The 22,323-nt window shown below is 65.9% G+C and carries 21 protein-coding genes; 4 read left to right on the top strand and 17 right to left on the bottom strand.

Annotated features, from left to right (window positions below):
* Positions 1–13: 13 nt before the first annotated feature.
* From fliJ to fliF, 5 genes are read right to left on the bottom strand one after another with little or no spacing between them, the layout of a single operon-like run.
* Positions 14–466 (bottom strand): flagellar export protein FliJ, encoded by a 453-nt coding sequence (fliJ, locus tag PMO31116_RS17630; RefSeq protein WP_023598382.1) that lies wholly within the window; start codon positions 464–466, stop codon positions 14–16.
* A 12-nt stretch (positions 467–478) separates the two neighbouring features.
* Entirely contained in the window at positions 479–2,197 is a 1,719-nt protein-coding gene (gene fliI / locus PMO31116_RS17635; RefSeq protein ID WP_246185354.1) for a flagellar protein export ATPase FliI, read from the bottom strand.
* Complete coding sequence (gene fliH / locus PMO31116_RS17640; RefSeq protein ID WP_150567864.1) at positions 2,191–2,850, bottom strand: flagellar assembly protein FliH; 660 nt, start codon at positions 2,848–2,850, stop codon at positions 2,191–2,193. Before fliH ends, fliI begins: the two co-directional genes overlap by 7 nt.
* 19 nt (positions 2,851–2,869) lie before the next feature.
* Positions 2,870–3,868, bottom strand: a complete 999-nt coding sequence (gene fliG / locus PMO31116_RS17645; RefSeq protein ID WP_145864833.1) for a flagellar motor switch protein FliG — start codon at positions 3,866–3,868, stop codon at positions 2,870–2,872.
* Positions 3,855–5,534 (bottom strand): flagellar basal-body MS-ring/collar protein FliF, encoded by a 1,680-nt coding sequence (gene fliF, locus PMO31116_RS17650; protein ID WP_150567865.1) that lies wholly within the window; start codon positions 5,532–5,534, stop codon positions 3,855–3,857. The genes fliG and fliF overlap by 14 nt, the downstream gene beginning before the upstream one ends.
* A 360-nt stretch (positions 5,535–5,894) precedes the next feature.
* On the opposite strand from fliF, the gene fliE reads away from it, so the two are divergent.
* Positions 5,895–6,230: a flagellar hook-basal body complex protein FliE gene (fliE, locus tag PMO31116_RS17655; RefSeq protein WP_023598387.1), complete on the top strand. Its 336-nt coding sequence runs from the start codon at positions 5,895–5,897 to the stop codon at positions 6,228–6,230.
* 185 nt (positions 6,231–6,415) lie between these two features.
* Here the strand turns inward: fliE and PMO31116_RS17660 are convergent, their stop codons facing one another.
* From PMO31116_RS17660 to PMO31116_RS17705, 10 genes are all read right to left on the bottom strand, one after another.
* A complete protein-coding gene (locus tag PMO31116_RS17660; protein WP_150567866.1) occupies positions 6,416–6,799 on the bottom strand; it encodes an EscU/YscU/HrcU family type III secretion system export apparatus switch protein in 384 nt (127 codons plus the stop codon).
* Positions 6,796–8,274 (bottom strand): flagellar hook-length control protein FliK, encoded by a 1,479-nt coding sequence (gene fliK, locus PMO31116_RS17665; RefSeq protein ID WP_150567867.1) that lies wholly within the window; start codon positions 8,272–8,274, stop codon positions 6,796–6,798. The genes PMO31116_RS17660 and fliK overlap by 4 nt, the downstream gene beginning before the upstream one ends.
* A 70-nt stretch (positions 8,275–8,344) precedes the next feature.
* The gene (locus tag PMO31116_RS17670) at positions 8,345–8,683 is read right to left on the bottom strand and encodes a flagellar protein FliT (RefSeq protein WP_150567868.1); all 339 of its coding nucleotides are present in this window, start codon (positions 8,681–8,683) and stop codon (positions 8,345–8,347) included.
* Positions 8,676–9,110, bottom strand: a complete 435-nt coding sequence (fliS, locus tag PMO31116_RS17675; protein WP_150567869.1) for a flagellar export chaperone FliS — start codon at positions 9,108–9,110, stop codon at positions 8,676–8,678. The genes PMO31116_RS17670 and fliS overlap by 8 nt, the downstream gene beginning before the upstream one ends.
* A 48-nt stretch (positions 9,111–9,158) precedes the next feature.
* The gene (fliD, locus tag PMO31116_RS17680; RefSeq protein WP_150567870.1) at positions 9,159–11,207 is read right to left on the bottom strand and encodes a flagellar filament capping protein FliD; all 2,049 of its coding nucleotides are present in this window, start codon (positions 11,205–11,207) and stop codon (positions 9,159–9,161) included.
* Between the two features lie 159 nt (positions 11,208–11,366).
* Complete coding sequence (locus PMO31116_RS17685) at positions 11,367–12,788, bottom strand: flagellin N-terminal helical domain-containing protein (protein WP_150567871.1); 1,422 nt, start codon at positions 12,786–12,788, stop codon at positions 11,367–11,369.
* Positions 12,789–13,273: 485 nt separating this feature from the next.
* A complete protein-coding gene (locus PMO31116_RS17690) occupies positions 13,274–13,933 on the bottom strand; it encodes a response regulator (RefSeq protein WP_023598394.1) in 660 nt (219 codons plus the stop codon).
* A complete protein-coding gene (locus tag PMO31116_RS17695) occupies positions 13,930–14,850 on the bottom strand; it encodes a sensor histidine kinase (protein ID WP_174971430.1) in 921 nt (306 codons plus the stop codon). The genes PMO31116_RS17690 and PMO31116_RS17695 overlap by 4 nt, the downstream gene beginning before the upstream one ends.
* A gap of 369 nt (positions 14,851–15,219) precedes the next feature.
* Positions 15,220–16,614 (bottom strand): sensor histidine kinase, encoded by a 1,395-nt coding sequence (locus PMO31116_RS17700; RefSeq protein ID WP_246185355.1) that lies wholly within the window; start codon positions 16,612–16,614, stop codon positions 15,220–15,222.
* Positions 16,607–17,278, bottom strand: coding sequence for a response regulator (locus PMO31116_RS17705; RefSeq protein WP_150567873.1), 672 nt, complete (start codon positions 17,276–17,278; stop codon positions 16,607–16,609). Before PMO31116_RS17705 ends, PMO31116_RS17700 begins: the two co-directional genes overlap by 8 nt.
* 377 nt (positions 17,279–17,655) lie before the next feature.
* On the opposite strand from PMO31116_RS17705, the gene PMO31116_RS17710 reads away from it, so the two are divergent.
* The 3 genes from PMO31116_RS17710 to PMO31116_RS17720 all read left to right on the top strand — a co-directional run bounded on the left by PMO31116_RS17710 (position 17,656) and on the right by PMO31116_RS17720 (position 20,622).
* Positions 17,656–18,636 carry an ABC transporter substrate-binding protein gene (locus PMO31116_RS17710; protein ID WP_425494809.1) on the top strand — a complete coding sequence of 327 codons (981 nt, stop codon included), beginning with the start codon at positions 17,656–17,658 and terminating at the stop codon, positions 18,634–18,636.
* Between the two features lie 175 nt (positions 18,637–18,811).
* The gene (locus tag PMO31116_RS17715; RefSeq protein ID WP_150567875.1) at positions 18,812–19,645 is read left to right on the top strand and encodes an ABC transporter ATP-binding protein; all 834 of its coding nucleotides are present in this window, start codon (positions 18,812–18,814) and stop codon (positions 19,643–19,645) included.
* 107 nt (positions 19,646–19,752) lie between these two features.
* The gene (locus PMO31116_RS17720) at positions 19,753–20,622 is read left to right on the top strand and encodes an ABC transporter permease (RefSeq protein WP_023598400.1); all 870 of its coding nucleotides are present in this window, start codon (positions 19,753–19,755) and stop codon (positions 20,620–20,622) included.
* 103 nt (positions 20,623–20,725) lie between these two features.
* On the opposite strand, the gene PMO31116_RS17725 is transcribed toward PMO31116_RS17720, so the two are convergent.
* Together PMO31116_RS17725 and PMO31116_RS17730 are read right to left on the bottom strand one after the other, a co-directional pair.
* Complete coding sequence (locus PMO31116_RS17725) at positions 20,726–21,328, bottom strand: BPSL1445 family SYLF domain-containing lipoprotein (protein WP_150567876.1); 603 nt, start codon at positions 21,326–21,328, stop codon at positions 20,726–20,728.
* A gap of 353 nt (positions 21,329–21,681) precedes the next feature.
* Positions 21,682–22,140 (bottom strand): hypothetical protein, encoded by a 459-nt coding sequence (locus PMO31116_RS17730; RefSeq protein ID WP_150567877.1) that lies wholly within the window; start codon positions 22,138–22,140, stop codon positions 21,682–21,684.
* Positions 22,141–22,323 lie beyond the last annotated feature (183 nt).

A 22,323-nucleotide genomic window follows, 5' to 3' on the forward strand; every position in this document is an offset into this window, starting at 1 on the left:
TCGGTTCGGTCCTTCAAATCGGGGATTCGGCGCGGCGTCGCAGGCTGCGCGCGGCGTACTCGTCGTTTTCCTTCTGTTCGCGACGCGCGACACGCAGCGCCGTGCGGGCTTCTTCGCGCGTGGCGAGCGTGCCGAAGGAATTCAGGCGGCGCTGTTGCGCTTGCCATTCCCGGCGTGCGGCCGCGAGACGCTCCTCGGCTTGCTCGAGCAGCATGGCCTGCTGTCCGATGGCCGTGTCGAGCGTGTCGATGAATTGCTGGAAGTTGCGCCAGTCGTGTCCCGCCATGCCTTGAACCGTCGCCGTCTGCATGCGCGTGCGGTATTCGTGGCGATATTGGCGCAAGGCGTCGAGCTGACGCTCGACCTCGGCCCGCTGCGTCTGACGCTCGCCGAGCAGGCGTGCGGCTTCGTCCACGTCCTTCTGGGCGAGTTCGATGAGCAACTTGAGGGGCAGGGTGGAATTCATGGCCGCCTCCGATCAGTGGAACAGGCCGCGCAACTGCTGCACGGCGTCCGGATAACTGGCCCGCTCGCGCATTCCCTGCTGCAGGAAGCCTTCGAGACGGGGATAGAGCTCGATGGCCTGATCGAGCATCGGGTCGCTGCCCGGCGCGTACGCGCCGACATTGATGAGGTCGCGGTTGCGCTGGTAGCGCGAGAGCATCTGCTTGAAACGGCGCACCGTGTCGAACTGGTTGTCGTCGATGAGCGCGGCCATCGCCCGGCTGATCGACTGTTCGATGTCGATGGCGGGGTAATGGCCCGATTCCGCCAATTGGCGCGAGAGCACGATATGGCCGTCGAGAATGGCGCGGGCCGAGTCGGCGATCGGATCCTGCTGATCGTCGCCCTCGGTAAGCACGGTGTAGAACGCCGTGATCGAGCCGCCGCCGTCCGGGCCATTGCCGGCGCGCTCCACGAGCGCGGGCAGCTTGGCGAACACGGAAGGCGGATACCCTTTGGTGGCGGGCGGCTCGCCGATGGCCAGCGCGATCTCGCGCTGCGCCATGGCATAACGGGTGAGCGAATCCATGATCAGCAACACGTCTTTGCCCTGATCGCGGAAGTACTCGGCCAGCGTGGTGGCATAAGCCGCGCCTTGCAGGCGCAGCAACGGCGAGACGTCGGCCGGTGCCGCCACCACGACCGAACGCGCCAGACCGTCCGGCCCGAGAATGTTCTCGATGAAGTCCTTCACTTCGCGGCCGCGCTCGCCGATCAGGCCGACGACGATGACCTCCGCTTGCGTAAAGCGGGCCATCATGCCGAGCAACACGCTCTTGCCGACCCCCGAACCCGCGAAGAGCCCCATGCGCTGGCCCCGTCCCACGGTGAGCAGGGCATTGATCGCGCGCACGCCGACGTCGAGCACCGACTCGATGGGCGCTCGGCCGAGCGGGTTGATCGGCACCGAGGCGAGCGACGCGCTGTCGGTCATGCCGAGCGGGCCGAAATCGTCGAGCGGGCGTCCGGCGGCATCGACCACGCGGCCGAGCAGCGCCTGGCCCACGGGCAGTCGTTTGCCGTTGTGGCGCTGGCTCGGCAGCGGGCCGTCGGCGGCCGGTTCCATGGGGAACACGCGGGCGCCGGGCAGCAGGCCGGAGACTTCCGTTTGCGGCATGAGAAAGAGGCGATCGCCGCCGAATCCGACCACTTCGGCTTCGGCGGTCGCCGGTTCGCGCGATGCGTCGTGCACCGGCAGCTCGATCAGGCAGCCGGCGCCCACGGGCAGGCGCAGGCCGACGGCTTCGAGCACGAGACCCGCGGCGCGGGTGAGCCGGCCGCAGCGGCGCGTGGGTTCCACGGCGTGCACGTGCGCGATGCGCTCGCGCAGGGTGTTCTGCCAGCGGCGCAGATGCGCGTCGCGCGCGATCTCGCGGGCGTTCAGGGCGTGAACGGCTGGCTTCGGCGCGGGCGCGTCGGCATCGGTCGGTCCGTCCGCTTCCCCGGTGACCTGTGCGGCAGGGCGCGGCGCGGGCTCGGCCGTGACGTCGTCGTGATCTTCGGGTTGCAGCGCACCGGCCTGCACGGGCGAGGCCGGTGTGTCGATCTCATCCCACAGTCGCACCGAAGGCGTCGTGCCGTCGTTCGCCGGCACCGGCTCGGGCGATGCAGCCGGTGCCTCGCCATGCGTGTTCTCTGTGCTTGCCAGCACCGGCGCATGGGCGGTGAGCGGGGTGAGCTCGGCGTTCACCATGGCAGATCCTTGCCGAGGGCGGCCATCACGCGCTGCCAGCGGGTGGCAACGGTGGCGTCGACTTCGCCGCTGGCCGCTTCCGCCTTGCAGCCGCCGCGCTCGATGGCCGGGTCGGCGCGCACGGTCCAGCCGGCGGCCTGCAATTCCGCGCCTACGTGGTCCTCGACGAGCGCCACATCTTCCGGGTTGAGCCACAGACGCGGCGAGCCGGTCAGCGGATCGTTGGCGAGCAGTTCGCGCACGATGGGCAGCAACGTTTCCGGACGCACCGCGAGCGTCTGGCGCAGCGCCTGGCGCGCAATGTCGAGCGCCAGCCCAAGCAGCGGCTCGGCGACTTCCCGGTCGATGGCATTCACCGCGTTGCCGAAACCATGGGCGATGTCGGCGAGTTGCGCCGCGCGGGTGTCGATTTCGTGCTGACCGGCGGCCTGACCGGCGGCATAGCCTTCGGCGTGGCCTGCCGCGTACCCTTGTGCATGACCCTCGGCGCGAGCCTCCTCGCGCCAGGCGGCGATCTGGGCGGCCAGCGCCGGATCGTCGAGCGGCCGCGGCGGTTCGGGTTGGGGCGGGGGCGGGGGCGGCGGCGGATCGAACGACGCCATCTCCCAGCGTTGCCAGGCGGAGAGGCGTTCTTTCGGAATGATGGTCGACATGCGCGCGGGCCCCGTTCAGTTATACGTAGGCGTCGTCGCCGCGGCCGCCGATCATGATGGCGCCTTGGTCGGCCAGACGCCGCACGACCTGCAGCACCTTCTTCTGCTCGGCTTCGACTTCCGAGACACGCACCGGACCGCGCGACTCGAGGTCTTCGCGCAGCAGTTCGGCCGCTCGCGCGGACATGTTCTTGAAGAACTTCTCGCGCAGCTCGGCCGGCGCGCCCTTGAGCGCGATGATGAGCGACTCGGACTCGATTTCCTTGAGCAGCACCTGGATGCTGCGGTCTTCCACGTCGAGCAGGTTCTCGAACACGAACATCTCTTCGACGATCTTCGCCGCGAGGTCCGAGTCGTAGTTGCGCACGGCTTCGATGACCGACTCTTCGTGTACCCCGCCCAGATAGTTGAGGATTTCCGCGGCGGTGCGCACGCCGCCCATCGGGCTGCGCTTGATGTTTTCGCTGCCCGAGAGCAGCTTGGTGAGCACATCGTTGAGCTCGCGCAGGGCGGCCGGCTGAATGCCGTCGAGCGTGGCGATACGCAGCACCACGTCGTTGCGCAGGCGTTCCGTGAAAAGCGCGAGCACTTCCGACGCCTGGTCGCGGTCGAGATGCACCAGGATCGTGGCGATGATCTGCGGATGCTCGTGACGGATCAGCTCGGCCACGGCATTGGAGTCCATCCACTTGAGGCCTTCGATGCCGCTGGTGTCGCCACCTTGCAGAATGCGCTCAATGAGGCCGGCGGCCTTGTCGTTGCCCAGTGCCTTGTTGAGCACCGAGCGGATATATTCCGACGAGTCGAGCGAGAGGGCGGAGTGCTGTTCGGCTTCGAGCACGAAGTCCTGGAGCACGTCGGCGATCTGGTCGCGCGTGACCTGCCGCAGCGAGGCCATGGCCGCGCCGAGCTTTTGCACCTCGCGCGGCGCGAGGTACTTGAAGACCTCCGCCGCTTCGTCTTCACCCAGCGACATCAGCAGGATGGCGCTGCGTTGGAGTCCCTCAGCCGCGCTCATCGCCACCACCCACCCATGATTTGACTACCGTTGCCACGATCTTCGGATCCTGTCGCGCGACCTGGCGCGCATACTGCAAGTTGCGCTCGTACGCGCTGAGTTCGCCCGACTTGCCGGGCGTGCCGTCGGCGCTCTCGCCCTCGGCGCCTTCCGCAGCCGCGCCACCCGCACCGGCGAGCGAGGGCTCGGCCGGCGGCGGCGGGGTGAGGTGCTTGCGGATGGCCGGGCGCACCACGCCGAACCACAGATAGATGCCGATCAGCCCGATCAGCGCCCACTTGCCGACCTGTTTGGCCAGCTCGATGTTCTGGCGCTGGCGCCACCACGGCAGGTTGGCTTCCGGATCCTCTTCCACGGTGAACGGGCTGTTCACGATGTTGAGCGTGTCGCCGCGCTGGGCGGAGAAGCCGATGGCTTCCTTCGACAGATTCTGGATCTGGTCGAGCTGCGCCTGCGTGAGCGCGACCATGGCGGCCTTACCCTTGGCATCGGTGCCCGGACGATAGTTCACCACCACGGCGGCCGACAGGCGCTTGAGTCCGCCCGTGGCCTGCTGTACGTGGCGAATCGTGCGATCGACCTCGTAGTTGACCGTGGCGTCCTTGCGATCGCTGCGCGGCCCCTGCGGCGCGCTGGCGGCGCTCGCCGGGTTCGCGCCCTGCTGGGCGAATTGTTGCTGCTGCTGCGTGATCGGTGCGGTGGCCTGGCCCGGCGGCTGGTTCGACAGCGCACCCGGCACGCCGCCCGGCGGCGTGATGCCGATCTGCGAGGCTTCGCTGCTTTGCTGGCTGCGCACCGCCTGCTCACCGGAGTTTGGCTTGTAGTTCTCGGACGTTTGCTCGACCTGGTTGAAGTCCACATCTGCCGTGACCTGGGCATGCACGTTGCCCGGGCCAACGATCGGGTTCAGGATGGCTTCGATGCGGCGGGCGTACGACTGCTCTAGCTCGCGCACGTACTTGAGCTGGCTCGCGTCCAGACCCAGCGCATTGCCGCTTTGCGCGGAGAGCAGGTTGCCATTCTGATCGAGCACGGTGACGTTCTTGACCGGCAGTTCCGGCACGCTCGACGCGACCATGTGAACGACGGCGCTGACCTGGGCGTCGTCGAGGACGCGGCCCGGGTAAAGCGTGACGAGCACCGAGGCGCTCGGCTTCTGCTGCTCGCGCACGAAGACCGACGGCTTGGGGATCGCCAGGTGCACGCGCGCGGCCTGCACGGCTGAGAGCGACTCGACCGAGCGGGCAAGTTCGCCTTCGAGCGCGCGCTGGTAATTGACCTGCTCCGCGAACTGGCTGATGCCGAACTTCTGGTTGTCCATCAGTTCGAAACCGACCAGACCGCCCTTGGGCAGGCCCTGGGAAGCCAGGCGCAGCCGAACGTCGTGCACCTGTTCGGCGGGCACCAGAATGGCACCGCCGCCCTCGGCGAACTTGTACGGCACGTTCATTTGCTGGAGCGACGTGATGATCGCGCCGCCGTCACGGTCGCTCAGGTTGCTGTACAGCACCTTGTAATCGGGCGCACGGCTCCATAGGAAAACGGCGATCAGCAACGCGATGAGCGCCGCACCCCCGATGAGCAGGGGCAGGCGTTCACGCGAACGCAACTGCGCCAGCAGAGGGGGTTTGGCGGCAACGTCGGCCGGCTGCGTGGCGGCATTCATGCGCGGCTCCACGCCAGCGGCATTGTCATGACGTTCATCGCGGTGGAAGTGCTCACTAACATGCGACAGGATTCTCCGGGGGTACGCTTGGCACGGCGCTCAGGTCCTGGGGAGCCAAGGAGCGGAAAGGATCCGGTCTCTGGCGCGCACGATGCCGATGGTCCTGATTATTCGTTGGCGAATGTGGAATCGTTCTGTGGATTAGGCGGGTGTTTTGCCGTTAATTAAGGTGTTGGGGGCTTGCCGACCGGTGCTAAGCTCCGACCTAGCTGATAAAAGGCTATCCATAGGCGAACAAGAGGCAAACCGGCCAGCGCCGCGCGATGTCGCGTGCCGCCGGGCCAATCGAGGACAGGCAATATGGCTATTCCGGGGATCGAATCGGTACTGCAGAAGCTGGGCGGCGTGGCGTCGCAAGCGGCGGGCTCGATCATGGGTACGTCGAACGCCGGCGCGGCGTCGGCGTCGAAGACGGGCGGCTTCGCGTCCGAGCTCGAAGCGTCGCTCAAGCGCGTGTCCGCATCGCAGAACGGCGCCGAGGCGCAAGCCCGGGCGTTCGAAATGGGCGAGCCGGGCGTGGCGCTCAATGACGTGATGGTCGATCTGCAAAAGGCGAACATCGGCTTCCAGATGAGCCTGCAGGTGCGCAACAAGCTGGTTTCGGCCTACACCACCGTGATGAACATGCAGGTGTGATGCCGTGGGCCGTTGCGGGCGTGCGTCGCCGCTGACATTGGCGGAGGCATAGCGTATGCAACGGGCATGAGGTGAATGCCGTGAATGAATAAGCCCCGTCGTCAGGCGGGGCTTTTTTATTGTGGGAACGGCTTGGCGTCGTGGTGAGATCGAGCCGTGCGAAGGCAGTCTGGCGCCCGCGGAAGTCAGGCCGCCGCTTCGGGCCCGGCAGGCGGGGCCGTCGGCGCGTCAGCGGCTTCAGGCGGTGCTTCGGGGAGCGCTTCGGGCGGCAGCACTCCCGGGGGCAGTGGCGGCGGCTTGCCGCCCCGGCCCGCTTCGAGCTTGTACAGCCAGGCCAGCAGTTCCGCCACCGCCTGGTAGAGCTGTGCCGGAATGCGCTGGTCGAGATCGACCTGCATCAGCAGGCTCACGAGTTCCGGCGACTCGTGCACGTACAGTCCATGCTCTCGCGCCGTACGCACGATGGTGTCGGCCAGCAGACCGTAGCCCTTGGCCACGACGCGCGGCGCGGTGTCTTTGGCGCCGTAGGCAAGCGCAACGGCGGTGCGGCGCTCGGGCGGTAGCGTCATGCGTTACCTCCCGTCGGCGAACCGCCTGCCCGCGTGTCATCCGATCCTTGTGCGGGAGGCGACGTCCGGCCTTCGCTCGTCGGGGAGGTGACGACGTCGGCGTCCAGGGGTGCAGACGACCCGACGGGCGCACTCGAACCGCTCGCGGCGCCTGTCGGTCCGCCGCCGAGTGTGTCGTCCACCTTGCCGTCCATCGCTCCGAACGACAACTGACTCGCGATGAGACCGACGGCCGCGAGCCGCTGGCGCAGCGCCTCACCCTCGTGCGAGAGCACATCCGCCGATGCCGTGGAATCGGTCAGCACGCGTGCCTGCAACTGCTGGCCGGACAGGCCAAGCGTAACGTCGACGGTGCCGAGCGACGGCAGCGAGAGCCGCAAGTGCGTGTGCCAGCTCGATGGGGCCGCCGCCTCGCCGGGGGTGCCTTGTCCGGCACGCTCCTCGACCTGCCACTCCATCGGTGCGCCGGGCCACGCCATGCCGTTCCATTGAAACTGCGGATTGACGAGCATGTCGAGCTGCTGGCGCACGAGCGTCACGCTCTCGGCCGGGGTATTGACCACGGCGGCGATTGCGCCCGCCGGTCCATGGGGTTGTCCGACGGCGGGATTGGCCGTGGCGGCACCGCCGTCGGCCGAGGGCACGGCGGCGAGGTCGTGACCGCTCGGCAACACGGCGGTCGTGGCGTGCGCCACGCTGGCCGCATGGGCCAGCGCCGTGGCGGTGTTCGGGAGATTCGCGCTCGCGTTCAATCCGCCGTCGGCGGTATTGCCGGGCGTGGGTTGGCCGGGCACGCCCGCCTGCACCGGCGCCGGCGGCGTTGCGCCGGGCAGGCCGGCCGCGCTGAGCGTCGGCCAGCCGGTCGCGAGCGACGCTTCCGCCCCCGCGGGTCCCAGCAAACGGGTGAGCGGGCCGGGGCCGGGCAGCGTGGCGTCGGCCCCCGCGGCGCGCAACTGCGCGGCAAGATTGGCCGACGCCGGCCAGCGTAGTTGCGGCTCGGCCTGCAACTGCTCGAACGAGCGGCTGCCCGAGGCCCATTGCGCCAGATGCGATTCGTAGAAAAGTCCGCTGGCGGACAGCGCTTCCTTCAATGCCGAGGCGAGCAGCGGCGCCAGCGCGGGCGCGCCCGTGCCGGGGGCGGCCGGCCACACCGGCGAACTGGCCTGCACGGGACCGGGCGAGTCGGGGGCGAGACGCAGGATCGTGTCGATGGTGCGGGCGGCGGCGGAAAGCGTCGCTTGCTGGACCGGCGTGGGCAGCCGGGCGGCGGCCTGCGACGGTGTGTTGCCCAGACCGACGGCCGTGGGTGAGGCCTTGGCGGCGAGGTCGCCGAGGGCCGAGGTGGCGTCGCCGGTCGGCTGCGTGCCGGCAATGGCGCTGGGCGCGTTCGTCGACGCCCCGCCCTGGCCGAGGCCGAGCAGCGAGTCGAGCCGCCGTGCGAGTGTCGTGGCCAGAACCGAGTCGAGACCGGCCATGCGTTACTCCGAAGTGCGAGCGTCGTGACGCGCCGCCGATGTCGCCGCGACGCGGCGCATCGGATGCGGGTCAGGCACCCAGGTTCAGGCCGTAGACTTCGTGCAGGGCACGTTGACGGCGCGTGCTGTGGATCATCGCATCGAGGTGCGCGAGACGCGGCACCACGAGATCCCGAATGGCGGCATCGTCGGCCAGAATGCGCCGGATGATCGCGTGCTTGCGCGCGCGCTCGTCTTCAGTGAGCGGCAGAGCGGCGTCGATTTGCTTGATCGAATCCACTTGCGCACGGTACTGCGTCTCGAGATCGATGAGCGCGTCCCAGTCGCCGTCGCGCGCCACGCCGAGCATGCGCTCGGTGAGGCCGGCAATACTTTCGTAGCAGTTCAGCAAAGTCGTGGCTTCATTCATAGCGCACTCCGGTGCCCGCCTGTGCGGCGGGGACACCCGTGCCGGTGGCCGGGGCAATCTCGCGCCAGGCCGAGGCAATCGTTTCGAGCAGGGTATCGACTTCCCGTACCTTGGCAACGTCGTTCTCTAGATTCGCCTCGAGCAGACGCTGACTCATGTAGTCGTAGAGATCGCGCAGGTTACGGGACAGTTCCCCGCCGACTTCCATGTTCAGGCCGTCGCGCAACCCGCCGATGATGCCAATGGCCTTGGAGATCGCCTGGCCGCGATCGGCGATGCGACCGTCCTCGAAATGAACGCGGGCCTTGGTGAGCGCTGCCTTGGCGCCGTCGAACAGCATCACGATGAGCTGATGCGGGCTGGCGGCGACCACCCCTGTTTCGAGACCGACCTTGCGATAGGCATTGGCGGCGTTTTGACCGTACATGACTTTCTCCGAAGCGCGTGGACGTCGAGCGTTGCGCGCTGGCTCCGATTACTTCGAGGACGAAGACGACGAGGACGAACCGCCCAGCACCTGCTTGAGGTAGTCGCTCGTGTTCTGCAGCTTGGCCATCGTGGCGTCAAGCGCGGTGAACTGCGCTAGATAGCGGTTCTGCATCTGCGTCATCTGATCCTGCCAATCCGATTCCTGCTGCTGGATCTGCTTGATCGTGGCGTTCAGGCTGCTCGTGGCGGACGAGATCGCGCCCTTCGTGCTGAGGAAGTCGGTGACCTGGTTGTTCAGCAGCGACGCGTAGCCTTGCGAGAACGACACCGTACCACGGCTGCCCGTATTCGAACCGCCGATTGTCAGCTTCAGGCCGTCCACTGCCGTACCCGCGCCGCCCGTGAGGGTCTGGCCGCTGCCCACGGCCGACAGGCCGCCGATGGTCCCTTGCACGTCGACGCCCGTCGTGAGCGTATTGGCGCCGAACACGCCGGCATACGCCGAGCCGCCCGTGACCTGCACGCGCGAAGCCGAGCCGTAGCGATTCGACGTGATCGTGAGAATGCCGTTCTTCTGCGCCACGCTCACACCGGAGCCGGCACCCGAGAATACGCTGTTGCCATTGATGGCCGACTGAATGGCCGTGGCGAGCTGGTCCGCCGTGTAGGTGCCGTTCGGAATGACAATGCTCGCGTTGTTGCCGTCGAGCAGGATGTTCAACTGATTGTTCGCCGCCGTGATGGTGGTGCTGGCGGGGAGCGTCACGGAGCCGGTCGCCGTGCCCTGCGTGGCGATCTGCGTGATGTTCACCGCGTAGTTACCCGGCTGGGTCTTGGTCGACGAGCTGTTGTACGTGATCAGACTGTCGGAACTGATGCCGTTCGTGGCGAGCAGCGATGCGAGTTGCTGAAAGCCGGTGCCCGTCGACATCGCCTTGTTCAGCGCCGAGGTATCGAGCGCGAGCGTGCCGTCGGTCTGGAAGTTCACGCCGATCTGCGCGAGCGACGAGAGGCCCGTGCTTTGCACGCCCGGGAGGCGTCCGTTCAGGATGTTCTGCAGCTGCGTTTGCACCAGGGTCACCGTCGAGTCGCCGATCAGCGCCCCCGTGGCCTGACCCGTCGGGTCGTACTTGGTGAGCGTGGTCATGGTGCTTTGCAGCGTGTTGTACGCCGTGACGAAGCTCTGGACCGCGCTGGTGACCGCGCTGGAATTGTTGGACAGGGTGACCGTGGTGGTACCTGTCTTGATGAGCGACAGCGACAGGCCCTGCACCGAATTCTGCACATTGTTCGTGGCGCTGGTGATGGCCAGGCCGTTGACGGTGAGCTTGGCATTCTGTGCCGCCGCCGTTTGCGTGAGGTTCTGCGTGCCCGTCGCGTCGTAGGTGAGCATGTTCGTGATCGTCGCGTCGCCACCGGCGGCCGCGGAGATGTTCATGCTCATGTTCTCGCCCGTAGTCTTGGACGTCAGCACGAGGCGATACGGAGTGCCGCTACCGTCATTGACGATCGTCGCATTGACCGGCGCGCCGGACGCGTTGATCGCGTCGCGGATGCCCTGCAGCGAGTTGTTGCTGCTGTCGATGGTGATGGTCACCGGCGTTTGCGACGCGTTGGCAGTGAACCCCGCGCCCGAATAGGTGCCATTGGTGAGCGTGCCACCCGTGATCGTGCCGAACGAAAACGTCAGTTTGGTTGCAGTGCCCGAACCGATGGCGCTCGTCTGGTTGGCCACCCCGCTCGTCGACAGGCTTTGCGCCTGCGCCAGTTGCGAGACATTGACGCTGTAGGCGCCGGCCGCCGCGCCGGTGGAACTCGACGCGGTGAGAATCGTGTTGTCAGCGACGTTGGCCGACATTTGCAGATACTGCGAGGCGCTCGACAGGGTCAGCAACGACGCCTGGAACGCGGACAGCGAGGATTGAAGCTGACCGAGCGCGGAGAGCTTGGTCTGGTAGCTGGACTCCTGGTTCTTCAGCAGCGTGAGCTTGTTGTTCGCCGGCTGCATCAAGCTCGTGACAAGGGCGTTGACGTCCAGCCCCGAACCGATACCGGGGGAGGAGATGCTGCCAGTCGAAGACGTTGAAGTTGCCATGTTTTCTGCTCTCGCTTTGTTGAACTCGGGCTTCCTTGCCGACGTGCCGCAACAGGCCGGTCTGTAAAGCTTAAGGCGGCGGCACCGCGTATTGCAGTGACGCCGCCGGCGGACCGCACGCTCGCGCGTGCGGTTTCACTTCAGTGCCGCTCTCCGGTATTACTGGAGGAGCTTGAGCACTTGCTGCGGCAGCTGGTTGGCTTGCGACAGCATCGAGATACCGGCTTGTTGCAGGATCTGCGAGCGGGTCAGGTTGGCCGTTTCCGCTGCGTAGTCCGTGTCTTGCACGCCCGAACGCGCTTGCGTCAGGTTTTGCGTCGTGGTCGACAGGCTCGAGATCGTCGACTGGAAGCGGTTTTGCGTTGCACCCAGCGTTGCGTTGAACGAGTCAACCGTCGTGATGGCCGCGTCGATCTGCGAGAGCATCTTCGTGGCGTTGTTCACGCTCAGCACGTCGGCCGTGGCCAGGCTGCCCGACGTCGTGTACGTGCCGGCGGTCAGGCCGAGCTGCGTCAGGGTAGGCGGCGTGGCGGTGCTGGTCGACGAGATCGCGAACGCCTGGCCCGAGCTGATGTGCATCGCGCCGGTCGAGTCGATGAACGCGTTGATGCCGATGTTCGCCGAGTTGATGGCCGTGGCCAGATCCGACGAGTTCTTGAACGTGCCGGTGATGTCGTGGGCAACGCCGTTGACCGTGAAGGTCAGGTCGCCGGTCGACAGGGTGGTCTGGAACTGCGAGGCCACACCGGTCGACGTGACAGCTGCGCCGCCTGCGGCGATGGTGGCCGGCAGGCCCAGGGTGGCCTGGTCGGCGCCGCCGACGGTCAGTGCGGCAGCCGGGTCGGTGTTGGCGATCACCAGTTGGCCCGACGAGTTGACCGAAGCGATGTTGGCGGTGAAGCCAGCCTTCGCACCTGCCGTGTTGATGGCGGCGGCCAGATCGTTGGCGTTGTTGTACGTGCCGGCGGCAACGCTCTGTGCCGTGCCGGTGCCGTCCTGAATCGTCAGGGCGCCGGCGGCGACCGTGAACGACAGCGGGTTCGTCGTCGAGTTGGCGGTTGCCACGGCGCCGATGCTCGACGTCGTCATGCTTTGCGTCAGGTTGACCGAGATGGTCTGGCCGGCGTTGGCGCCAACCTGGAAGTTCGCCACGCCCATCGTGCCGTTGAGCACCGACAGACCGTTGAACTGGGTTTGCGACGCCGTGCGGTTGATTTCAGCCAGACGCTGCTGGACTTCCTGGTCCAGGGCGGCGCGGTCCGAATCCGAGTTCGTGGCGTTGGTGGCCTGAACGGCCAGCGTGCGGATGCGTTGCAGGTTGTCGGTGATCGACGACAGGGCGCCGGCAGCCGTCTGCACCAGCGAGATGCCGTCGTTGGCATTGCGCTGGGCTTGCGTCAGACCGTTGACCTGGGCGGTCATGCGGTCGGTAATGGCCAGACCGGCGGCATCGTCGGCGGCGCTGTTGATGCGCAGGCCCGACGACAGACGCGTGATCGAGGTTTGCAGGCTGCCCTGCGAGGTGCTGAGGTTGCGTTGAGCAACCAGCGAGAAGATATTGGTATTGATGACGGATGCCATTTAGCAACTCCTTTCCCAAAGATTTTTTGGCTCCGGCTTAAGCGCCGTAACTTTGGCTCACCAGCCAATCGCCGAAAGCCGCCGTTGTAGGGGATATCGGACGCCCGTTGGGAAAATTTAGGGTGGTTTTGCAAAATGCTTCACCGACCCGCATCGACTGACCCCGTCGATGTCGGAAAAACACTAATGCAACAGTCTATAAATTTCCTCGGCGATCGATCTGCCGAGGAAAGGGGCAATCTGCCGCCTTTTCAAGTCCTGTAAGGCGCTGACGGGCGCAGGAGCGGCAAAAGCGGGACGACGTGCGGCGGCGATTTCGCCGTCAGGCGCAGGATTCGGCGGGGAACCGAATTTTTTCCGGGCGCCGCGAAAAAGAATTCGCAATGGCGCAATCGGACCCACGAAAAAGACCGTGGCCCGCTGTCGCGGGCCACGGAGTGAGTACTTAGTCCGGGGGTGTCGGACCGTCTACCGGCCGATGAGCATCACACGCCGACCGGGCCCATTTCGGCGCTGACCAGACCGTGTTGCATCACGTAATACGTGAGTTCGGCGTTGTTGTTCAGGCGCATCTTCTCCAGCAGCCTCGTGCGATACACGCTCACCGTCTTCACCGACAGCGAGAGCGCGTTGGCGATGTCGGTGAGGCGCTTGCCCGAGCCGATCATGCACAGCGTCTGGTATTCGCGGTCCGACAGGCGTTCGTGCGGCGGCTGGTCGGCGTCGGGGCCCAGATAGTCGGCGAGCGTCTCGGCGACCATCGGGCTCACGTACTTGCGGCCCGACGCGACCTGGCGCACGGCCGAGACCAGTTGCTGGGCGTTCGAGCGTTTGCTCAGGTAGCCGGCGGCGCCAGCCTTCAGGGCGCGCAGCGCGAACTGGCCCTCGCCGTACATGCTGAAGATCATGATCGGCAGACGGGGATGCTTGCGACGAAGCGTCTTGAGAATCTCGAGACCGTTCGTGTCGGGCAGCGAAATGTCGAGCAGGACGATGTCCCACTGCGCCGCGTCGGTCATCTCCAGCGCTTCCGCGCCGCAATCGGCTTCGCCGATCACGGCGATGCTCCCGCTATCGGTGAGCAATTGCCGCACGCCCTGACGCACGATGGCGTGGTCGTCGACGATGAGCACTCTAAGCGTCATGATGCGTATCCGTGAAGAGCAAGTGATTCCGGGGCTCGGGGGCCGGAGGCGAGTGCGGCCGCCGGGGACGACAGAATCTGGTGCCAGGGCAGCCGCGCACAGACGAGCGTCCCCGATCCTTGAGCACTGCCATTGCCATGACCGATACGAAGTGTGCCGCCGAGCGCCGTGCAGCGCTCGCGCATGCCAACAAGTCCGAAATGTCCCTGCTTGCGACGCGCGCCGCGGGCCAGGCCGCAACCGTCGTCGGAAATCGTGAGTTTGAGTGAACGATGGCTGCTGTCGAGCGCCACGACCACGCGCGAAGCGCGCGCATGCCGGGCGACGTTGGCCAGGGCTTCCTGCGCAATGCGGTACAGGGCCAGCATCGCGTCGGCGTTGAGATGTGCCACGCGCTCGCGCGTCACGTCGTCGCAACGCCAGATGCAGGCAAGTCCGCTTTGCTCGCCGAAGCCGCGCACCCATGCGCGCAGCGCCATCACGAGGCCGGCTTCCAGCGCGGGCGGGCGATGGCGGCCGACGAGCTCGTCCGCGGCATTCTGCGCGGCGCTCGCCGCTGTCTGAATCTGGGTACAGAGGGATTGCCACTCGGCGGCGTCCGCCGGCGCGTGCATCGCGAGGCGCGAAACCACCAACTGCAGTGCCGTGAGATGGGCGCCGAGCCCGTCGTGCATCTCCTGCGCCAGACGCGCACGCTCGGTTTCGCGAGCGGCGTCGATCTTTCGCGCAACGGCTTGCGACATCGGTCGCGCCGCCACCGCCCGCGCGGCTCGCGAGGCGGTCTCTGCCGGCAGCGCCGTGTCACAGGCGGCGGGCTGATCCGAAGCCGGGGCGGCGGCGCGCGCGTGCATCGCATCGTCCGGTGACGACGCGCGACGTCTCGCAGCCTGAACGGCAGGATCGACGAGATACGACATGAAGGCAAATCCCTGAGAGAAAAAGTCCCGTGCCGCAACCCACGCGGCGAGACCCATTTCAATTTAACAAACTTTACATTTCGTCACAAATACACGCGGTGGGCAACCGCATGGTTGACAGCGAAGCCTAACTATTTGATTTGGATCAAGAAGTTTTTGCTTGCGTGAGGAGGATTTCGCGAAGGCCCCGAATATATCAGGGTTTGTCCTAGCGCATCCAGTCGATCGTATGTTTCAAACGACATCTCACGGCTAAATGATTGTAACGCCTTAATTTTTATTGCAGCTTCATACGATTGCGATTTTCTTTCAGGCACGCACGCGGGTATACCACGCGCACCATCGGTCAGGGACTTCGCGTGACGTTGCCTACAGCGCGTTGCTTTCGGTGTCCGAATCCACGGGAAGCGTCACGGTCACGACCAGGCCCACCCCGTCGTCACCGGGCGCCAGCGTCACCGAACCGTGACTCGCGGCCACGATTTCCTTGACGATCGCCAGCCCGAGTCCGGTACCGGGCTGCCCGGGAGGGGCGTTGCGGTAGAAGCGCTCGAACACGCGTTGGCGCGCCTCGGCCTGGATACCCGGTCCGTCGTCGATCACGCGCAGCCTTGCCGTGCCGTCCTGGCGGTCGATGGCGACGGTCACGCGCCCGCCCTCGTGGATATAGCGGATCGCATTGTCGACAAGATTCATGACCATCGCATGAAACAGCTCGCCGTTACCCATGACCCAGACGTGGGTCTCCGAAGTTTCCAGCCCCAGGTCGATGCCGCGCCGCTGGGCAAGCGCCACCAGCTCCTCGAGCACGCCGGCCGCCACGCCGACGAGGTCGATCCGCGAACGGGAGAATGCGGGCGTGTCGGCCGCCTCGGCCTGAGACAGCAGCAGCAACTTGTTGGTCAGGTCGTTCAGTCCGCGACTGCTCGTCTGCATGGCAGCCAGCACGTCGGCCAGTGCGGTGCGGTCGTCCAGTTGCGCGGCGAATTGCAGTTGCGTGTCGAGCAGGGTGAGCGGCGTGCGAAGCTGGTGTGCCGCGTCGGCTACGAAGCGACGCTGCTGCTGGGCCTGGGCTGAGAGTCGCTGGATGCACAGATTGATGGCGTCGACGATGGGGCGCAATTCGGTCTGCAACTGACCGGCGCGAATCGGGACCAGCTCCTGCGGCGCGCGCCCGGCGACTTCGTCCTTCAGGCGAATGAGCGGGTGCAGCTCGACGGTAAGTCCGATTAGCACCAACAGGGCGGCGAGCGCAGCCATCGCGATCTGACGATGCAGCGACGGCTCCCACAATTGCGCGACCATCTCGTCGTGCGCGCGCATCGTCTCCGCGACCACGACCGCCACGCGGTGAGGTTTGCCCGAGTCGTACATGGTGCGTACGAAGCTGATGGCGCGAAGCGCCTCGCCATCGACCATGATGTTCGAATAGGCGGGCCCCGCTTGTGGAAAGAGCGGCGGGTGCGGAAAACCCGGTGGGCCGGCGAGCAGCTGGCCGGTCTCCGTGATTACCTGGTAGAACACCCGGTCGCGCGCGGGCGACGCGAACAACTCCAGCGCCGAGGGTGGAACTGTGGCGCGAAGTGCGCCGTCCACCCAAGTGAGCTGGCCCGCGATGACCTGCGCCGACGTCAGCAGCGCACGATCCTGCACGAGCTCGGCGGTATCGCGCGCGCTTCGATAGGCCAGCCACGCGCTCGCGCCGATATACAGCGACAGTGGCAGCATCAGCCACATCAGCAGCCGCACGCGCAGGCTAAGCATCTTTTTCGCGCAACAGGTAACCCAGGCCGCGCAGGGTCATGATCGCCGCACGGCTCGTCTCGAGCTTCTTGCGCAGCCGGTGGATGTAGATCTCGATGGCGTCGGCGCTCGGTTCGTCGTCCAGCCCGAACACGCCGTCGACCAGCGCGCTCTTCGCGACCGTCTTGCCCTGCTTGCGCATGAGAATCTCCAGCACGGCATGTTCGCGCGACGGCAGCGCGAGCGGCGCGCCCGCGATCGTAAACTGGCGCGTGCCCGAGTGATAAGCGAGGTCAGCGCACACGAGGTCGGCACTCTGCTCGGGGGCGTGCCGCCGCGCGAGTGCCTTCACGCGGGCAATCAGTTCGCGCACCTCGAAGGGCTTGACGAGGTAGTCGTCGGCGCCCGCGCCCAGGCAGTCGACTTTCTCGTCGACGGAGCCGCTGGCCGTCAGAATGATGACCGGCACGTTGTTGCGGCGTTCGCGCAGCCGCCGCAATACGTGCTTGCCGCCGAGTTTGGGCAGCATGAGATCGAGCAGCACCACGTCGTATGTCTCGGTCTGCAGCAGGCGATCGGCCGCGTCGCCGTCGCGCGCGGCGTCGACAGTGAAGTTGTCGTCGCGCAACATGCGCGCGAGCCAGTGGGCGAGGGTGTCGTTGTCTTCGATCAGCAGCAGTTTCATGACGGCAAGGGCGTGATACCTACAACGCGCGGACGACGCGCGTACAGGGCGTGGCGAACCCGGGGGCAGCACGACGCGACGGCGAGTGTGCCCGCGCAGCCGACGCAAGCCAACAGCGGGTAAACACCCATCCATCTCGCCCGAAAACCTGCATGGGACGAAAGCTTGATGAAAGCTTCCGTTTTCTACAATCGGCTCCAGGGTAGAGGAATCGATATGGAGAGCCGCTGCCCTGGCCCGCAACCGAACGACGCGAGGCCGGCCGGCGCCGACATCGTCGCCCGAGCCATTATCCCTAAAACGATGGAGACACCACAATGCGAGCAAGCCTTGGCGTGCGTGCGCCGAAAGCCTTTGTGAAACCCCTTCTGGCCGCCATGGTCGGCGCGTCGCTGGCGATGGCCGCCGCGCCGGGGTTCGCCGCCGACAACGGCAAGATCACGATCATGGTGGGCGGCATCACCAAGATGATCTATCTGCCGGCCAAGCTTGCCGAGCAACTGGGCTACTTCAAGGACGAAGGCCTGAACGTCGAGCTGCTCTCGCAGCCGGCCGGGGTCGACGCCGAGAACGAACTGCTCGCCGGTGCCGTGCAGGCGGTGGTCGGCTTCTACGATCACTCCATCGACTTGCAGAGCAAGGGCAAGGAAATCGAGGCCATCGTGGTGTTCGGCCAGGTGCCCGGTGAAGTCGAGCTGGTCAACGCGAAGAGCCGCGACACCATCAAGAGCATGGCCGATGTGAAGGGCAAGACCCTGGGCGTGACCGGCCTTGGTTCGTCGACCAACTTCCTTACGCAGTACCTCGCCGCCAAGCACGGCATCACGTCGGCCCAGTACTCGGTGCTGCCGGTGGGCGCGGACAATACGTTCATCGCCGCGATGAAGCAGAACCGGATCGACGCGGGCATGACCACCGAGCCGACCGCGTCGCAACTGATCAAGACGGGCGATGCCTCCGTGCTCGTGGACATGCGCACGATGGAAGGCACGGTCGCCGCCCTCGGCGGCGCTTACCCGGCGTCGAGCCTGTACGTGCAGCGCGCATGGGCCGACACGCACAAGGCCGAGGCCGCGAAGCTCGCCCGGGCATTCGTGAAGACGCTCAAGTTCATCCAGACCCACTCGGCCGCCGAGATCGCCGAGAAGATGCCCAAGGACTACTACGGCAAGAACAAGGACCTCTATCTGCAGGCCCTGCAGAACTCGCTGCCGATGTACTCGCCTGACGGGCGCATGCCGAAGGGCGGTCCCGAGACCGTGCTCAAGGTGCTCTCCGCGTTCAATCCGAACGTCAAGGGCAAGCACATCGACCTGTCGAAGACGTACACCAACGCGTTCGTCGACCAGGCGAAGTAAGGCGCCCGCCGCCTCGCGTCACCTTTTGACCTCGTAGTACCGGCGCACGCGGTCCCCTCGGCCGCCGCGCCAACCGAGCCGCCCGCACCCGACGACTGTCCGGTGTGCGGGCGAGCTCACCCTGAAAAAACCGCAACGACACCGTTTGCCCTTCGACGTAACTGAGGAGCCGGGCATGACCCAGACCATTACCCCCACGGCGCCGACCCGCGCGGCGAGCGCCGTCTCGCGCGACACGCCCGCCATCGAATTCGACAACGTGTCGTGCCGCTTCATCTCGCCGGACGGCAAGGCCACCGTCGCGCTGCGCAACTTCAGCATGTCGGTCGCGCGCGGCGAATTCGTCGCGATCGTCGGCCCGACCGGCTGCGGCAAGTCGACCACGCTGTCGATGATCACCGGCCTGCTGCGCCCGACCGCGGGCAGCGTGCAAGTGATGGGGCAGCCGGTCAACGGTATCGATCCGCGCATCGGCTTTGTGTTCCAGAACGACGCCGTCTTCCCGTGGCGCAGCGTGCGCGAGAACGTGGCGGCGGGCCCGCTCTTTCGGGGCCAGTCCAAGGATGCCGCCTACGCCCAGGCCGACGAATGGATCAAGCGCGTGGGGCTCGACAAGTTCGGCAGCCACTATCCGCATCAGCTCTCGGGCGGCATGCGCAAACGTGTCGCGCTGGCGCAGACGTTCATCAACAACCCCGAGATTCTGTTGATGGACGAACCGTTCTCCGCTCTCGACATGCAGACGCGCACGCTCATGCAGGACGAACTGCTGCAACTGTGGTCGTCGACCTCGGGCTCGGTGGTGTTCGTGACGCACGATCTGGAGGAAGCCATTGCGCTGGCCGATCGGGTGTTTGTGCTCACGGCGCGCCCAGCCACCTTGAAGAACGTCTACACGATCGACTTGCCGCGCCCGCGCGTGATGTCCGAGATTCGCTACGAACAGCGCTTCATCGAGATTTCGCGCGAGATCTGGGCCGACCTGCGTGAAGAAGTGAAGATCGGTTGAACGAGACCGGATGAACGAGTTTTCGCGGCCCACGGGGTCGCATCAGTGAATCGACGGGCCGCGTTGCCGGGAGTTGCAGCGCGTGCCTTTGCCGTCAGGAGGAGGGCATGAACATGAGTGAACAGGCCGTGCTGGCAGGATTGGGCGACGCCGATCTCGCACGCGAGGAAGCCGCGGCGCAACGTCGCATCAAACAACGTCGCGCGCTGGTGATTTTCCTGCGCGTGGCGATTCTGGTGATCGGGCTCGGCGGTTGGGAGCTGGCCGCGCGCGTGGGCTGGATCGACCCGTTTTTCTTCTCGCAGCCGACGCTGATCGTGCAGCAGATCTATGACTGGTGCGTGGAAGGGACCTCGCAGGGGCCGCTCTGGACGCAGGTGCTCGTCACGCTCGAGGAGACGGTGCTCGGCTTCTTTATCGGGGGGATTGCCGGGGTCATTTGCGGCATCGTGCTCGGACGCAACAAGCTGCTCTCGGACGTGTTCAGCCTCTACATCCAGATCGCGAACTCGATCCCGCGCGTGGTGCTCGGTTCGATCTTCGTGATTGCCTTCGGCCTGGGCATGGCCTCGAAGGTTGCGCTGGCGGTGGTCATGGTGTTCTTCGTGGTGTTCGCCAACGCCTTCCAGGGCGTGCGCGAAGCGGATCGTTACATGATCGCGAATGCGCAGATCCTGGGGGCCTCGCGTCGTCAGGTCACGATGTCGGTGGTGATTCCGTCGGCCCTGTCGTGGATTCTCGCGAGCCTCCACGTGAGCTTCGGCTTCGCGCTCGTGGGTGCCGTCGTCGGTGAATTCCTCGGATCGAAGCAGGGTATCGGTCTGCTCATCTCGACCGCGCAGGGGGCTTTCAATGCCAGCGGCGTATTCGCGGCGATGATCGTGCTCGCGGTGGTGGCGCTGGGCGCGGACTATCTGCTTACATCGCTCGAGCGCCGTTTGCTGAAGTGGCGGCCGGCCGCGTTCACGACCGAATAAGCGCAAGCTTGACCGAAGCGGAAAGTCAAAGCGGCGCCACCCGCAAAAGGTGGCGCCGCTTTTCCTTTGGAGACGCGCCGGCGCATCGCCCGGCGCCTGTCGGTCAGATGTTGAGCTTGGTGACCTTCGTGCCTTCCACGTTCAGGTTGGCCATCAGACCGGCATTGGTCATGACGATCACTTCCACCGGAGACGTGGCCGTATTCAGATCGACAGCGCCGTTCGCGCCGATCTTGACCAGGGCGACCGAGGCGTCCGCGCCGGCCGTCCAGCCATCGGTGCGCTGGAATTTGTCGAGGGCGTCCTGCGTCATGAACAGGAAGATCACGGCCTTCGACTGCGCACCGATCTGCAGGCCGAACGACGCCGTCACGGTGTTGTAGTAGCCCTTGGTCGCGCCGCCCACACGCAGCGCGCCTTCGCCATATTCGCCGCCCACGACGAAGCCGGCTTGCAACACCGACGGGAACACCAGCACGCCGCGGGCCTTGTTCACGAGCTCGCGCGAGCCCTGCACCGACGCATACATCTTGTCGAGCGCACCGTTGACGGCCGCGTCGATCTCGCGACGCTTGTTCGCGTTGGCGCCCGGCGCGCTGCCGCCCTTGTCGGCTTGCGACGGCGTGGTCGTGGTGCAGCCGGCCAGTGCGAAAGCCGCAGCGGCAACGGCGACGGAAGTCTTCATCAGGAATTCGCGTTTTTGCATTTTCTCCCTCCGGGTAGCGTGTACCGCCCCGCAGGGCAGGGCGGCATGGATGCGGATAAAACGTCGTGCCGCCGGAAGACCCCGAAAGGCCTCGCATCGCGGCAGTGAAGCGGATAACAAGGGCAATGTTTCGGCATCCGATGTGATTGCGACGACGTTCCCGACTTCGCATTCAGGCACGTACTGCGTGCGGCCCGTCGCGCCGGTATCTCGCGATATTGCACGGTAACGAGATCCAGGCGCGGCGCATCGGCATGACGACGATTATGCGGTCTCTGTCGGTATTGTCAAGAAAAGCACGCATTAAGTTCCGCTAACTTGTTGCTAACGTCGGCTAACTTGTAGGAGTCCGCCTACGTGCACTTGCGCATGTATTCTTCCTTGAGCGCCTTGCGCGGGTTTGTGCGTGTAGGAATGTCGACGCGATTGCCCTCGGGCGAATCGACGCGCTTCTTGCGCGTGTACACCGGCTTGTCCGGCGTGTTGGCAATCTTGTCGGCGAGGGCGCGGCATTCGTCGCGAAGCGAGGGGGAGGCTGCGCCGGCCGCGCTGGCCTGGGCGGCAGCCTGATCGCGTGCGGCTTGCGAGCATTGCTCGGGAGGAAGTGAACGACCAAGGCTGTCGAAGCACACCGGCGTCTGCGCGAATGCGATGCCGCTCGCACCGAACAGTATCGCGGCGGCGGCGGTTTGCCACCAGTGCCGGGACAGACGTTTCGGAGTCCTTGCCCTTGCGTGGGGCGGTACCGTCGCGAGGGCGGGGCGAGCGCAGGACAAGCACATCGGGGACAGCGTGGCGGTGCGGCGTGGCATCGTCGATCTCCTCAATGGACCCCGCCGTTGCGCGGGTGACCTATTCTGGCATCGCCCCGGTCGGATTGTCGATAGCCGCGACACGGTGTCGCGCGCCCGACTGGAATCGAACCCTGTGCCGACGCCCGCTCGGCAGCGTGCATGCTCGCGGTGGCAGATGCCAAAGCAAATGGCAACCTTGTC

Source organism: Pandoraea morbifera (assembly GCF_902459575.1).
Lineage (GTDB): Bacteria > Pseudomonadota > Gammaproteobacteria > Burkholderiales > Burkholderiaceae > Pandoraea > Pandoraea morbifera.